Genomic DNA, 13,253 nt, shown 5'->3' with positions numbered 1-13,253 from the left:
ATGACAGCGATGACTGTGACGGCCGCCGCGGCGGTGCTGGTGCGGCTGCTGGTCGGCTGGGTGTTCTTGCTGGCCGTGGTCGGCAAGCTGCGCTCGGCGGCGCGCTTTCGCGCCAACCTGACCGAGTCGATGGGAGTGAGCGCCGGGGCCGGCGCGGTCCTGACGCCGGTCGTGATATCGGCCGAAGCGGCGCTGGCCTTCATGCTGCTGGGCGATATGCAGGCGAGGGCCTTCGCCATGCCGGCCGCGCTGGCGTTATTGATGGCCTTTACCGCCTTTGTCGGCTACAAATACGTCACGGCGGACAGCGTGCGTTGCAGCTGTTTCGGCGAGGCGGACCGGCCATTGTCGGCCTACGATTTGCTGCGCAATGCGCTGCTGATCGGCGCCATCGCCGGCTGGCTGTACTGGCCGGCGGCTGCGGTGCGTTGGACGCCGGTGCAATGGACGCTGGCGGCCGCCGTCGCGCTGTTGCTGGCTGCGGGCCTGGTCCGGCTGCATGAGGTGATCGTCCGCTTCCGCAACGCGCGTGCCGCGCAGCCGCTGCCGGTAGGCGAGGCAGTGGCAGCGGTGATGGGCAAGATGCTCAGTGACGGCGCGCCGGTGATGCTGCCCGGCGTCGAGCAGGCGGTGGCGCTGTTGTTCCTCTCCAGCCGTTGCCCGAGCTGCCGCGGCAAGCTGCCGGAGATCGCGCGGCTATTGGCGCCGGCGACGGCGGCCGGCCTGAAAATCCATCTGGTCAGCGCCGAACCGGCGTGGCGGCTGCGACGCTTCCTGCCCGACGAGCTGCGCCGCGTCACGGTGGTGGTCAGCGCGCGCCGCTACGCGCGCCTGAATCCGATGATGTTTGCACCGTACTACCTGTTCATCGATGCCTCCGGCGCTTTGCAGGCGGCAGGCCTGATCGGCGACGACGACTGGTTAAGCCTGAACGCGCAGATGGACGAAGTGGCTGCCGCATGAGCAATCCACACCTGCAACGGCTAGCGCTGCTGCGCGTGTTTGCGCCGCGCCTGGCCATGGGGCTGCTGTTCATGACCGTGACGGTGCTGGTGGAATTGAGCTATCCAAGGGCGCTGTCGTACTTCATCGACCATATCGGATTGAAGAACGACGGCAGCTGGTTCGGCCCCTTCGCCGCGACGGTGACGGCCGTGCTGGCGTTGCAAGCGGTGGCGACCACGATGCGCTACTACCTGTTCGAATCGACCGGGCATATGATCGTCACGCGCATCCGCCGCCTGCTGTATGGCGCGTTGATACGGCAGCCGGTCGGCTTCTACGACAAGCACAACGTCGGCGAGTTGACCAGCCGCTTGTCGGCCGACGTCGAAATCCTGCACGACACGCTGACCATGGGGCTGGCCATTTCGCTGCGCTCGTTGTGCGTGCTGGCCGGCTGCGTCGTCATGCTGTTGTCGATCTCTCCGGTATTGAGCCTGATCCTGCTGGTCTACGTGCCGTTGACGCTGTATATGGGGGACTGGCTGGGCAAGCACGTGCGCCGGCGTTCGCGCGAGATTCAGCAACGCCAGGCCGATTGCGGCAGCGTGGCGCACGAATACTTCACCAACATCCGGCTGGTACATGCGTTCAACCAGCAGCGCGCCGCCGGCGCCAGGTACGCCGACGCCACCGCGCATGCGCTGACGGCGGCGATAGGCAACACGCGCTTGCTGGCGTCGTTTCGCGGCGTGTCGTCGTTCGCCATGTACCTGGCGCTGCTGGCGACCTTGTGGCTGGGCGCGAAGCTGATCGGGCAGGGCAGGTTGTCGGCGGGGGAACTGACCAGCTTTGTGATCTATGCCGGCATGGTCACCAGTTCGTCCGGCGCGGTCAGCGATTTCTGGAGCGACTGGATGCGCACCATCGGCGCCACGGAGCGGGTGTTCGAGATTATCGACAGCGAAGCATCGTCCGACGCCCAACCCAGCGGCGCTGTGGCGCTGCGCGGCGATCTGTCGTTCCGCGACGTCAGCTTTGTCTATCCGGAGCGGCCGGAAAAACTCGCGCTCGATGGCGTCAGTTTCACGATCACGGCCGGCGAAAACGTCGCGCTGGTGGGAGCGTCAGGGGCGGGCAAGTCCACCATCGCCAGTTTGATGCTGGGTTTCTACCAGCCACGCAGCGGGTCCATCGCCTTCGACGGGCTGCCGTACGAGCAGCTTGACGTCGCCGGTGTGCGCGCGCATATCGCCATCGTCGAGCAGGAGCCGTCGCTGTTCTCGGGGAGCATTTTCGAGAACATCGCCTTCGCGGTGCCGGACCGGGAGGTGACGCGGGCGGAAGTGGCCGATGCCGCCCGGCTGGCCAATGCGCATGATTTTATCGACGGCTTCCCGCACGGTTACGACACCGTGGTCGGCGAGCGCGGCGTGCAGCTGTCCGGCGGGCAGAAGCAGCGCATCGCGATCGCCCGCGCCTTGCTGCGCAATCCGAAGATCCTGATCCTCGACGAAGCCACCAGCGCGCTCGATTCCGCCAGCGAGCTGCAAGTGCAGCAGGCGCTGGACAAGCTGATGGAAGGGCGCACCACCATCGTCATCGCCCACCGCTATTCGACCATCGTCAAGGCCGACCGCGCGCTGGTGCTGGAGCAGGGCGCCATCGTGCAGCAGGGCGCGCACGCGGAGTTGATCCAGCAGCGCGGCGGTTTGTACTTCCACCTGATGCAGAACCAGTTGTCGGCGTATCGCACAGGATGATCTGTATCAATCTACGATAAGGTCAGCCGTGCCTTGGCGGCGGTTCTGCGTAGTATCGGACTGTTGCGATACTTGAGGAGCGGCCGCTGGGCCGGACAAGGCAATGAGGGCGGTGACGATCGGTTTCGCCACAGGGGCGGCCTGCTTGCAAACGCAAGCGGCTCTGCCGTCCGCGTCGGCCGGCTTGGCGGCGGGCTTGCTGCTGGCCGTGTGGATGCTGTCGTGGCGGGTCTGCCTTCGGCGGCGGATGGCGCGCTTCGGCGCGCGTGCAAACGCTGCATTGCGCTGTGCAGCGTCTTTGCTGGCCGGCGGCGCGATCGGATTCTTCTGGGCTGCGTGGATGGCTCATCGCGTTCTGGCGCCGCAGCTTGTGGCCGCCGATGAAGGCCGCGACCTCACCTTGATCGGCACCATCGACAATCTGCCGTACCGCTTCGATCAGGGCGTGCGCTTCAATTTCGCGGTGGAGCGCGTGCTGGGTCGCGCGCAGGATGCCGTTCCGCCGCATGTCTCGCTGGCCTGGTATGCCGGCTTTCGCGACCAGGTCAATGAAATCGGCGACGTGCAGCCGGGCGAGCGCTGGCAGCTGACGGTGCGCCTGCAACGGCCTCACGGCAATGCCAACCCTTATGGATTCGACTACGAAGCGTGGCTGCTGGAACAAGGCCTGCGCGCGACGGGTTATGTACGGCCGGCGCCGGGCAACCGACGGCTGGACAGCTTTGTCTTCAGCGTCGGCAACGTGGTCGAGCACGCGCGTGCGTTGCTGCGCGCGCGCATACTGGCCGCGCTGCCGGGCAAGCCGTATGCCGGTGTAATCGTCGCACTGGTGGTGGGCGACCAGCGCGGCATCGATCAATTGGACTGGAATGTCTTCAACCGGACCGGCATCGGCCACCTCATTTCCATCTCGGGATTGCACATCACCATGGTGGCGGGGCTGTTCGCGCTGGCCGCCTTCAATCTGTGGCGCCACTCCTTCTTCACGCGCGCGCAGTTGCCCTTGCTGCTTCCTGCGCAAAAAGTGGCGGCGCTGGTCGGCGCGACGGTGGCGCTGTTTTATGTCCTGCTGGCCGGATTCGGCGTGCCGGCGCAGCGCACCTTGTACATGCTGATGGTGGTTGCCGCCGCGCTGTGGATGAACCGTATCGCCAGCGTGTCGCATGTGCTGTGCAGCGCACTTGGCGTGGTGGTGCTGATTGATCCCTGGGCGGTATTGTGGCCGGGCTTCTGGCTGTCATTCGACGCGGTCGCCATCATCCTGTATGCCACCGGCGGCCGCACCACGCCACGTCCTGCGCCGCGCGGCAATGACGCGCCTCGGCCATCGCGCCGCGAGCAGCTATGGCAGGCGCTGCGCATCGGCGCCCACACGCAGTACGCGGTCACGTTTGGCCTGGTGCCGCTCACGATGCTGTTGTTCGCCCAAGTCTCGGTGGTCAGCCCGTTGGCGAACGCGGTGGCGATCCCCTTGATCAGCCTTGTGGTCACGCCGCTCGCGCTGGTCGGCTGCATGCTGCCCGCGCTGCTGGCGGCGCCGGTGCTCGGCCTTGCGCATCTGCTGGTGGAATGGCTGGCCGCCGGTCTGCAATGGTTCAGCGGTTTGCGCTACGCCGTATGGACTGCGCCGACGCCGCCGTTCTGGTTGTTTTGCTGGGCGATGGCCGGCACCATCTGGCTGCTGGCTCCGCGCGGCTGGCCGGTGCGCTGGCTGGGCCTGGCGAGCTGGATACCGTTGCTGGCCGCCGAGCCATCGCATCCATCGCCAGGCCACATGACCATCACCGCATTCGACGTCGGGCAGGGCATGGCGCTGTTGATCGAGACCAGCGGGCATCGCCTGCTGTACGACAGCGGTCCCGCGTACTCGCCCAGTTCGAATGCCGGCAACCGCGTGATCCTGCCGTACCTGAAGGCGCGCGGCATCGCCGCGTTGGACGGCATGATCGTCACCCACAGCGACGCCGACCACTCCGGCGGCGCCTTGTCGGTACTGGAAGGAGTGCGGGTGGATTGGGTGCTGTCGTCGTTGCCGGCGCCGCATCCCATCGCCAGGGCCGCGCGCCAGCACCTGCACTGCGCGGCGGGCCAGCGCTGGGAATGGGACGGCGTGCGCTTCGAGCTGCTGCATCCGCTGTCGGCCAGCTACGCCGACGCCACGCTCAAGCCCAATGCGCGCGGCTGCACATTGAAGATCACGGCCGGCGGCCGGTCGATGCTGTTGGCCGCCGACATCGAAGCCGCGCAGGAGGCCGCGCTGGTGCAACGCGACCGCGCCAATTTGCAGGCCGACGTGCTGCTGGCGCCGCATCACGGCAGCGGCACCTCGTCCACGCCAGCGTTTCTGCAGGCTGTGCACCCGCAGACCGCGCTGTTCCAGGTCGGCTATCGCAACCGCTATCATCATCCCAAGCCGGAAGTCTACGAGCGCTATGGCCAGCTGCACATCGAACGCCTGCGCACCGACCAGTCAGGCGCGCTGACGCTGGATTTTGGCGATACCATCGCGATCAGCGCCTGGCGCCAGGTGCATGCGCGCTACTGGTACGAGCGCTAAGTTACTTATCAACGTACAATTGCCAAGATGCCTATGCTGCTATTGATAATTTTTTGTTTGTGCTGCTTGCTATACCTGCTGATAGCCGGGGTGAGATTGCAGGCGAATTTTTTAGACTACTGCAGGCAGGTTGCCGACGCAGATGGAAGAATGGATGAGTACAGTCGCGGCGGTAGCGACGATAGCGGTTTGACCAAGTTTGAAGTAGCCATCTACTACGACCTTTTTAAGCGACGATCGCAGGTCTGTGATGCTGATTTGGCAAAATTAAGAAGCTATTTCAGACAACGGTTTGTAGTCTTGATGCTGTTTTCCTTGGGTTTTTTAGTTTCTTTTGGAATATTGCTGCACGAATATTTTTAATTTCCATTCCGAACATCGCCATCGCCCCCCAAATTAGAGCCTTTCCCCCAAGCCGGAGCCGGTGCGTGCCATTACAATGGCTCGAAAACAATCATACGGAGACCGCTTGTGAACAAGCCCAAGCTGCATTTTGCCCACGCCAACAGTTACCCGGCGGGCGTGTACCGCCAGTACTTCGAGCTGCTGGCCGACGATTTCGATATCCAGGCGCTCGACATGCACGGCCACAGCGCGCGCTACCCGGTCAGCGACGGCTGGCCGGACCTGGTCGACGAATACATCAACGAACTCACCAAACGCTACGACGAACCGGTGATCCTGGTCGGCCATTCGCTGGGCGGCATGCTCAGCCTGATGGTGGCCCATGCCCGCCCGGACCTGGTGCGCTGCGTCGTCATGCTTGACGCGCCGGTGGTGGCCGGATGGCGCGCCTGGTTCTGGCGCCTGATCAAAATGAGCGGCAACGCCAACCGCGTGCCGCCGGCAAAATTCTCCATCCGCCGCCGCAACGTGTGGCCGGACGCGCAGGCAGCCTACCAGCACTTCGCCGGCAAGGACCTGTTCGCGGCCTGGGCCCCGGGCGTGCTGGCCGACTACATGGAAAGCGGCTTGAAGCCGCATCCGGAAGGCGTGCAGCTGCGCTTTACCCGCGAAGTGGAAACCACGATCTACGCCAGCCTGCCGCACCATCTGCCCAAGCTGGTGCGGGGCCGCTTCCCGGCGCCGATCGGCTTCATCGGCGGCACCGATTCCTGGGAAACCAGCCAGTCCGGCCTCGGCCATACCCAGGCGCTGGTGGGCAAGCATTTCCGCATCGTGCCGGGCGGCCACCTGTTCCCGATGGAGTCGCCGGCGCTGGCGGCGCAGGCGACCCGCGAGATGATCGCCGCGCTGTTGAGCGAATCTGGTAAAAAAGTTCTTAAAAAGCAGGCTTTCGCGTAAAATCTTGGGCATTCGGCGCTGTTGCGCCGCCCCTGAACTTTAGGAATGCCTTGCGATGACGATTAAAAGCGATAAATGGATACGCCGTATGGCGGAGCAGCATGGGATGATCGAGCCGTTCTTCCCGGATCAGGTACGCCAGGAAGACGGCCGCAAGGTCATCTCCTACGGTACTTCGTCCTACGGCTACGACATCCGTTGCGCCGATGAATTCAAGGTCTTCACCAACATCAACAGCACCATCGTCGATCCGAAGAACTTCGATTCGAACTCCTTCGTTGATATCAAGAGCGATGTCTGCATCATCCCGCCGAACTCGTTCGCGCTGGCGCGCACCATGGAATACTTCCGCATTCCACGCAGCGTGCTGACGGTCTGCCTGGGCAAGTCGACCTATGCGCGTTGCGGCATCATCGTCAACGTGACGCCGTTCGAGCCGGAATGGGAAGGTTATGTGACGCTGGAGTTTTCCAACACCACGCCGCTGCCGGCCAAGATCTATGCGCACGAAGGCTGCGCGCAGGTGCTGTTCTTCGAGAGCGATGAAGTGTGCGACGTGTCGTACAAGGACCGCAACGGCAAGTATCAGGGCCAGCACGGCGTGACGCTGCCGAAAGCTTAAGAGCTAGTTCAACTTTTCACCGGCAGTATCATTTCCACGCACAGGCCGCCACCCGGCCGGTTGCTGGCCTTGATGCTGCCGCCGTAGGCTTCGATCACGTGCTGGGCGATCGCCAGCCCGAGGCCGTGGCCTTCGGTGCTGGCGCTGCTGGAGCGGAAGAAGGGCTGGAAGATGGTGTCCAGGTCGGCCGGCGCCACGCCCGGTCCGCGGTCGAGCACGCGGATGCTCAGGCTGCGGGCGTCGGGCAGGGTGTGGGTTTGCAACTGCACCACGCCGCCCTCGGGGCTGTGCTTGATGGCGTTGCGCACCACGTTCTCGATGGCGCGGCCCAGCAGGTCGGCCTGGCCGGCGACCAGCACATCGGCTTCGCCCTGCTGCACCACGCTGCGCTGCTGGCTCGACGCTTCGTAGTTGGCGTCGTCGGCGATTTGCTCCAGCAGTTCGGCCATGCTGATTTCTTCCTGGCTGGCCTTGATGGCGCCTGCTTCCAGGCGCGCCAGCGTCAGTAATTCCCCCACCAGCTTATCCATGCGCACGCTCTCGCGTTCGATGCGCTCCAGCGAGGCCGCCAGTTTTTCCGGCTGCTGGTGCGCCAGGCCGATCGCCGCCTGCAAGCGCGCCAGCGGCGAACGCAGTTCGTGCGAGACGTCGTGCAGCAGGCGGGTCTGGCCGTCGATCAGGCTGCGCAGGCGCGCCGTCATGCGGTCGAAGTCGCGGCCGAGGTCGTTGAGTTCGGAGTTGCGTTTGCCTTTGCCGGTCGCGCCGAAGCGCGGCGCCAGGTCGCCGCCGGCGGCGGCGTCGAAGGCCAGCCGCAGCGCGCGGATCGGCCGTGAAAAATACCAGGCCAGCAGCATCGAGAACAACAGGCTGGCCAGCGTGGCGGCGGCGATCGGCACCCACAAGGTCAACGGCTGGAAGCGCGGGCCGCGCATGTCGCCGGGGCCGCCCGGACCGCCGTAGCCACGGTCGTTGCCCGGCGGCGCGTCGGGAGGAGCGCTGGCGCGGCCCGGATCGAAGCCGGGGCCCGGGCCCGGACCTTGGGCGGAGCCGGGAGCCGGACCGGGGCCTTGGGTTGAGCCCGGGCCGGGACCTGGACCGGCGCGGTCAGGCTGGCCGCCGCGTGGCGCCGCTCCGCCTTGCAGCGCCATCTGGGTGCTGCCCAGGCCGGCCATCAGCGGACGGTCAAGACCCAGTCCGCGCGATGGAATAAATAATATATATCGTTTCCCGTCCAGGTCGGCGCCCTGGCGCACCACGCGGCGCTTGCCTTCCTGCTTGAGCAAGCTGTGCGATTCGCGCAGCATCGAGGCGCTGATGGTGCGGCCCAGCAGTTCATGGCCCTGTTCGTCGACCGCGAACACCTTGTGCCGTTCCATCCCCTCCAACAAACGCCGCAGCGCCTTGACGCCGCCGAATTCCAGCGTGGCGGCGGCCGAGCTGATCGCCATCTCGGCCGGCGGGCTGGTGTCCAGGTCGTTGGCCAGGTTGGCCTGCTGGTCGCGGTTCTTGAGCCAGACGGCGCCGCCGATGCCGACCGTGGCGGTCAGCTGGGCCAGCAAGATGCAGACGAAAAACTTCCAGAACAGACGGCCCACAGGCTACTCCTTGATCAGCTGATAGCCCAGGCGGTACACGGTTTGCAGGCAGGAGCGGCCGTCGGCGATGGTGCCGAGCTTGTGGCGCAAACTGCTCAGGTGGACGTCGATATTGCGGTCGAAGCGCGCCAGCGGCCGGCCCAGCCCCTGTTCGGACAAGGCGTTCTTGCTGACCGGGCGGCCGGCGTTGCGGGCCAGCACTTCGAGCAGGTTGAATTCGGTGCTGGTCAGTTCCAGCTTGTCGCCGGCCCAGGCCGCGCGCCGTTGTTCCGGCCACATGGTCAGCTGGCCGACGGTCAGCGCGGCCGGCGTACCGTTGTCGAGCGGCGCGCTCTGCGCCCGGCGCAGGATGGCGCGGATGCGGGCGGTCAGCTCGCGCGGGGTGCAAGGCTTGGCCACGTAGTCGTCCGCGCCCAGTTCCAGGCCGACGATGCGGTCGGTGTCGTCGCCGCGCCCGGTCAGCATCAGGATCGGCAGCTGGCTGTTGGTGCGGATGCGGCGCAGCGTCTCCAGGCCGTTCATGCGCGGCATCATCACATCCAGGATGGCGATCGAATACAGGCCGGTGAAGGCTTCGGCGGTGCCGGCTTCGCCGTCGTGCACCATTTTGACGTCGAAACCTTCCTGTTCCAGGTATTCCTTGAACATGCCCACCAGTTCGATGTCGTCGTCTATCAGCAGTACTTTGCTCTTCATGCCGCGTGTTTCTTTTTATGTCGATGCGCCGATCATAACAGCCCGGCAGGCCGATTCGGCGGTCTTTTACCCCGATTTACAACGCGTTGCCCGACGCCAATTGGGTGTCAAAACAGCCATCTTTACATCGATTTACCCGGGGCTTACCGCGCTTTACACGGGGCGGCCAGAGAATGGCTGCTCCCTACCAACCAAGGATTGTCTGCATGAAAACTCCAAAAAACAGCTTACACAATATCTTGCTGGCTGCCGCCGTTGGGTTGCCGCTGTTCGCCGCCGGCGGCGCCGCCCGTGCCGACGATGCCGGCCACCCACCGATGATGAAGCAGGGCGCCGAACACGACGGCCCGGAGCATGGCGCCGGCGACCGTGCTCCCGGCCCGGGCTTCCACCACGGCCGTCCGCCGTTCGTCCACGGCATCGAGCTGAGCGAGGCGCAGGAAGACAAGGTGTTCGCCATCCTGCATGCGCAGGAACCGTATCTGCGCGACCAGGACAAGGCCGCCGCCAAGGCTCACGAAGCGTTGCGCGCCATGGGCCGCGGCGACCAGTATGACGACGCCAAGGCCGCCGCGCTGGCCAGGGATGCCGCGACGGCGATGGCCAACATCGCGCTGCAGCATGTGCGTACCGAACAGAAGCTGCTGGCCGTGCTGACCGCCGAGCAGCGCAAGCAACAGGCGGAAAGCCAAACCCGCCGCATGCCGCGTCCTTGATGCACCCTCAACCACTGAACGGAGAACCTTATGTCGATTAGCGCCCTGAGTTCCAGCAACACCAGCCAGCTTAGCTTCTTGAGCCGTTTGAGCAGTGCCAACGCCAGCAGCGCCAGCAATGGCGCCGAGGCCACGCGCGGCGCGCCGCCGCCACGTCCGCCCGAAGGCGGCGGCTTCGCCTCGGCCATCGCCGACGCCTTGAAAGCCATCGGCATCACCGACGCCAGCGATGCCAGCAGCACCGGCACTTCGACCTCCACCAGCAGCACCAGCAGCGCCGACAGCACGGACAGCACGGACAGCAGCGGCACCGTGGCCGACGCGCTGGGCAGCTTCCTGCAAAGCCTGATGGGTGCGCTGCACGCGCAGAACGCCAGCAGCAGCGATGCGCCCGCATACGGCGACGTGCAGCAGGGCGGTGGCCCCGGCGGTCCTGGCGGCCCGGGCAAGCTGGAAGCGGATCTGCAAAGCCTGCTCTCCAAGCTGACTTCGGGCAGCACCGACAGCAGCACCGACAGCACCGACGACAGCGACGCCGTCAGCCAGCTGGAAAGCAGCTTCGCCAACCTGCTCGACAAGCTGAGCGGCGGCACCAGCTCCAGCACCGACAGCACCACCAGCACCGACGCCAACACCAAGCTGGCGGCCTTCCTGCAAGCGTTGTCGACCAAGGTAGGCGACAGCGGGACCAGCGGCAACCTGGTCAACACCACCGTATAAACAAGGAGTAGAAATGCATACCCACGATGACACCCACGAACATAGCCTGGCGGCCGACCTGAGCGCCATGCTGAACCTGGCCACCGACCGTCGCCAGACCTTGCGCTGGCTGCTGGCCGGGGCTTCGGCGCTGCCGGTCATGGGCTGCGGCGGAGGCGGCTCATCGGCCAGCGACACCACCAGCGCGGCGACCACCACGACCACGACGACCACCACCACGACCACGACGCCAGCCGGCTCGTGCGCGGTGATCCCCGAGGAAACCGGCGGTCCATATCCGGGCGACGGCACCAACAGCAACAACAGCGGCGTGGTCAACGTGCTGACGCAGTCGGGCGTGGTGCGCAGCGACATCCGCGGCAGCTTCAACGGCCCGACCGGCGTGGCGGCCGGCGTGCCGCTGACCATCAAGCTGCAGATCGTCAACGCCAGCGGCAGTTGCGCGGTGCTGTCCGGCTACGCGGTGTACCTGTGGCACTGCGACCGCGACGGCAACTACTCGCTGTATTCGAACGGCGTCACCGACCAGAATTACCTGCGCGGGGTGCAGGCCAGCGACAGCAGCGGCAACCTGACGTTCCAGACCATCTTCCCGGGCTGCTATTCGGGCCGCATGCCGCATGTGCACTTCGAGGTCTATCCGACGCTGGCCAAGAGCAGCAGCGCTGCCAACCGCATCAAGACCTCGCAGTTCACCTTCCCGATGGCGACGCTCAACGAGGTCTACGCCACCAGCGGCTACAGCACCAGCGTGCGCAACCTGGCGCAGATCAGCTACGCCAGCGACAACATCTTCAGCGACGGCTATTCCCTGCAGATGGCCACCGTCACCGGCAACGTCACCGACGGCTACGTGGTGACGCTGACGGTGGGCGTGGCGGGCTGATCCGGCGTCACGCCATAAAGCCGAGGTTGCGGGTGCCGAAGTTGCCGATATTCGGGAACACATCGGCGATCTGCGTGGCCGACAGGCCGAACCAGCTGGCCAGCGTGGCGCCGTACTGGTCGATCGAGGTGGTCGGCAGCAATGCGCCAGAGCCGACGTCGAGCTCATGGCCCAGGCCGGTGACCGGCATGCTGCCGTAGATGTTCTTGCCTTTGACGGCGCCGCCCATGATGAAGTGGTGCGAGCCCCAGCCGTGGTCGGTGCCGTCGCCGTTGCTGGTGAAGGTGCGGCCGAAGTCCGAGGCGGTGAACAGCGTCACCTGCTTGCGCATGTCGGCGCCTTGCAGCCCGGCCATGACGCCGTCGAAATAGGCCATGGCGTGCGCCACTTTGGCAAGCTGGTCGGCCTGGTTGTGCAGCTGGAAGTCGTGGCTGTCAAAGCCGCCCAGGCTGACGTAGAACACCTGGCGCTTGATGCCCAGGGCGTTGCGGCCGCCGATGATGCGGGCCACCGTCTGCAGCTGGAGCGCCAGCGGATTGACGGCCGCCACGCCGGTGTTCGGATTGATGTAGGGCAGGGGATCGGCGACTCCCGCCGCGCCGGCGCCCAGCATCGCGCCGCTGAGCGCGGCCTGGGCGTTGATGGCGCGCGCGGTGACGGCGGCGTGTTCCTTCTGGAACGGATCGCTGTAGTCGCCGGCGACGATCTGGCGCAACGGATTGGCCGACGCCGGCGCGCCGAACAGGGCGCCGGCCAGGTTGTAGATGGGGGCGGTCGTGGCGCCGCTGAGCTGGTATTGGCGCACCGAGCGTCCGCTGAGGAACAGCGCGTTGCCGGCGGTGGAGACGCAGGTAAACGCGGCGCTGCCGTTGCCGCTGGCCATCAGGTCGCCGAGGCGGCCGCCCCAGCCGGCGTTGGCGGCTTGCTCGGTCTGGGACGATTGCCACATCGCCTGCTGGTCGTTGTGTGAAAACAGGCGCGGCGGCGCGGCCAGGCTGCCGGATTTGTATTGTGCCAGCGTCATGGGCTGGACCAGGGTGCCGACGTTGGCCAGCACGGCGACGCGGCCGGCGTCGAACAAGTCCTTCAGCGGGCGCAGGGAGGGATGCAGCGCGAAGCTGCGGCCGGCTTGCGGCGCGCTCGGCACGATTGGCAGCACACCGCCCACCGCGCCGGCCGCGGGCAGGGCGATGGAGCCGGCATCGGCGGTGGTGCGGACGCGCCGGTATTCGTTCCATGAGGTGCTGTCGGTGGCCAGCACGGTGTTGAAATGGTCGTTGCCGCCGTTGAGGAACAGGCAGACGATGGCCTTGTAGTCGGTCGCGCCGGCCGCCGCCGCGTTGCTCATGGCGGCCAGGTTCAGGGTGAACGGTACGCTGCTGCCGCCGGCCAGGGCCAGCATCTTGCCGATAAACCGGCGGCGGGATGGAGAGTCGAAATGCATGATGGTT

At 65.8% G+C, this 13,253-nt stretch carries 12 protein-coding genes; 9 read left to right on the top strand and 3 right to left on the bottom strand.

What is annotated here, in order from left to right:
* The 6 genes from V6M89_RS25275 (at window position 1) to dcd (ending at window position 7,189) form a co-directional block, all read left to right on the top strand.
* A complete protein-coding gene (locus V6M89_RS25275; RefSeq protein WP_332855792.1) occupies window positions 1-963 on the top strand; it encodes a MauE/DoxX family redox-associated membrane protein in 963 nt (320 codons plus the stop codon).
* The gene (locus tag V6M89_RS25270; protein WP_332855791.1) at window positions 960-2,705 is read left to right on the top strand and encodes an ABC transporter ATP-binding protein; all 1,746 of its coding nucleotides are present in this window, start codon (window positions 960-962) and stop codon (window positions 2,703-2,705) included. Before V6M89_RS25275 ends, V6M89_RS25270 begins: the two co-directional genes overlap by 4 nt.
* A 103-nt stretch (window positions 2,706-2,808) precedes the next feature.
* Window positions 2,809-5,262, top strand: a complete 2,454-nt coding sequence (locus V6M89_RS25265) for a DNA internalization-related competence protein ComEC/Rec2 (protein ID WP_332855790.1) — start codon at window positions 2,809-2,811, stop codon at window positions 5,260-5,262.
* A 33-nt stretch (window positions 5,263-5,295) separates the two neighbouring features.
* Entirely contained in the window at window positions 5,296-5,625 is a 330-nt protein-coding gene (locus V6M89_RS25260) for a hypothetical protein (RefSeq protein ID WP_332855789.1), read from the top strand.
* 108 nt (window positions 5,626-5,733) lie between these two features.
* Window positions 5,734-6,567, top strand: a complete 834-nt coding sequence (locus V6M89_RS25255) for an alpha/beta hydrolase (protein WP_332855788.1) — start codon at window positions 5,734-5,736, stop codon at window positions 6,565-6,567.
* A gap of 55 nt (window positions 6,568-6,622) precedes the next feature.
* A complete protein-coding gene (gene dcd, locus V6M89_RS25250) occupies window positions 6,623-7,189 on the top strand; it encodes a dCTP deaminase (protein WP_026334698.1) in 567 nt (188 codons plus the stop codon).
* An 8-nt stretch (window positions 7,190-7,197) separates the two neighbouring features.
* Here the strand turns inward: dcd and V6M89_RS25245 are convergent, their stop codons facing one another.
* Both V6M89_RS25245 and V6M89_RS25240 read right to left on the bottom strand, forming a co-directional pair.
* Window positions 7,198-8,784: a HAMP domain-containing sensor histidine kinase gene (locus tag V6M89_RS25245; RefSeq protein ID WP_332855787.1), complete on the bottom strand. Its 1,587-nt coding sequence runs from the start codon at window positions 8,782-8,784 to the stop codon at window positions 7,198-7,200.
* Window positions 8,785-8,787: 3 nt separating this feature from the next.
* A complete protein-coding gene (locus V6M89_RS25240; protein WP_116990876.1) occupies window positions 8,788-9,480 on the bottom strand; it encodes a response regulator transcription factor in 693 nt (230 codons plus the stop codon).
* 206 nt (window positions 9,481-9,686) lie between these two features.
* Between V6M89_RS25240 and V6M89_RS25235 the strand changes: the two genes are divergently transcribed.
* Genes V6M89_RS25235 through V6M89_RS25225 form a run of 3 tightly spaced genes read left to right on the top strand, consistent with a single transcriptional unit; the run spans window position 9,687 to window position 11,802 of the window.
* A complete protein-coding gene (locus tag V6M89_RS25235; RefSeq protein WP_332855786.1) occupies window positions 9,687-10,196 on the top strand; it encodes a Spy/CpxP family protein refolding chaperone in 510 nt (169 codons plus the stop codon).
* A 30-nt stretch (window positions 10,197-10,226) separates the two neighbouring features.
* Window positions 10,227-10,916, top strand: a complete 690-nt coding sequence (locus tag V6M89_RS25230) for a hypothetical protein (protein WP_332855785.1) — start codon at window positions 10,227-10,229, stop codon at window positions 10,914-10,916.
* A gap of 13 nt (window positions 10,917-10,929) precedes the next feature.
* Complete coding sequence (locus V6M89_RS25225) at window positions 10,930-11,802, top strand: dioxygenase family protein (RefSeq protein ID WP_332855784.1); 873 nt, start codon at window positions 10,930-10,932, stop codon at window positions 11,800-11,802.
* A 7-nt stretch (window positions 11,803-11,809) separates the two neighbouring features.
* On the opposite strand, the gene V6M89_RS25220 is transcribed toward V6M89_RS25225, so the two are convergent.
* Window positions 11,810-13,246, bottom strand: coding sequence for a DUF1501 domain-containing protein (locus V6M89_RS25220; protein ID WP_332855783.1), 1,437 nt, complete (start codon window positions 13,244-13,246; stop codon window positions 11,810-11,812).
* Window positions 13,247-13,253: the final 7 nt, after the last annotated feature.

It is taken from the genome of Duganella sp. S19_KUP01_CR8, from assembly GCF_036688705.1.
In the GTDB taxonomy this organism is placed as follows: Bacteria; Pseudomonadota; Gammaproteobacteria; order Burkholderiales; family Burkholderiaceae_D; genus Rugamonas.
The sequence above is the reverse complement of the archived record's forward strand: the minus strand, read 5'-3'. Positions and strand labels throughout refer to the sequence as shown.

What these genes read in the sequence shown, in the direction of transcription:
- V6M89_RS25275 (WP_332855792.1), top strand. Translation starts at nt 1, where the DNA reads ATGACAGCGATGACTGTGACGGCCGCCGCGGCGGTGCTGGTGCGGCTG.
- V6M89_RS25270 (WP_332855791.1), top strand. Translation starts at nt 960, where the DNA reads ATGAGCAATCCACACCTGCAACGGCTAGCGCTGCTGCGCGTGTTTGCG.
- V6M89_RS25265 (WP_332855790.1), top strand. Translation starts at nt 2,809, where the DNA reads ATGAGGGCGGTGACGATCGGTTTCGCCACAGGGGCGGCCTGCTTGCAA.
- V6M89_RS25260 (WP_332855789.1), top strand. Translation starts at nt 5,296, where the DNA reads ATGCTGCTATTGATAATTTTTTGTTTGTGCTGCTTGCTATACCTGCTG.
- dcd (WP_026334698.1), top strand. Translation starts at nt 6,623, where the DNA reads ATGACGATTAAAAGCGATAAATGGATACGCCGTATGGCGGAGCAGCAT.
- V6M89_RS25240 (WP_116990876.1), bottom strand. Translation starts at nt 9,480, where the DNA reads ATGAAGAGCAAAGTACTGCTGATAGACGACGACATCGAACTGGTGGGC.
- V6M89_RS25235 (WP_332855786.1), top strand. Translation starts at nt 9,687, where the DNA reads ATGAAAACTCCAAAAAACAGCTTACACAATATCTTGCTGGCTGCCGCC.
- V6M89_RS25230 (WP_332855785.1), top strand. Translation starts at nt 10,227, where the DNA reads ATGTCGATTAGCGCCCTGAGTTCCAGCAACACCAGCCAGCTTAGCTTC.
- V6M89_RS25225 (WP_332855784.1), top strand. Translation starts at nt 10,930, where the DNA reads ATGCATACCCACGATGACACCCACGAACATAGCCTGGCGGCCGACCTG.
- V6M89_RS25220 (WP_332855783.1), bottom strand. Translation starts at nt 13,246, where the DNA reads ATGCATTTCGACTCTCCATCCCGCCGCCGGTTTATCGGCAAGATGCTG.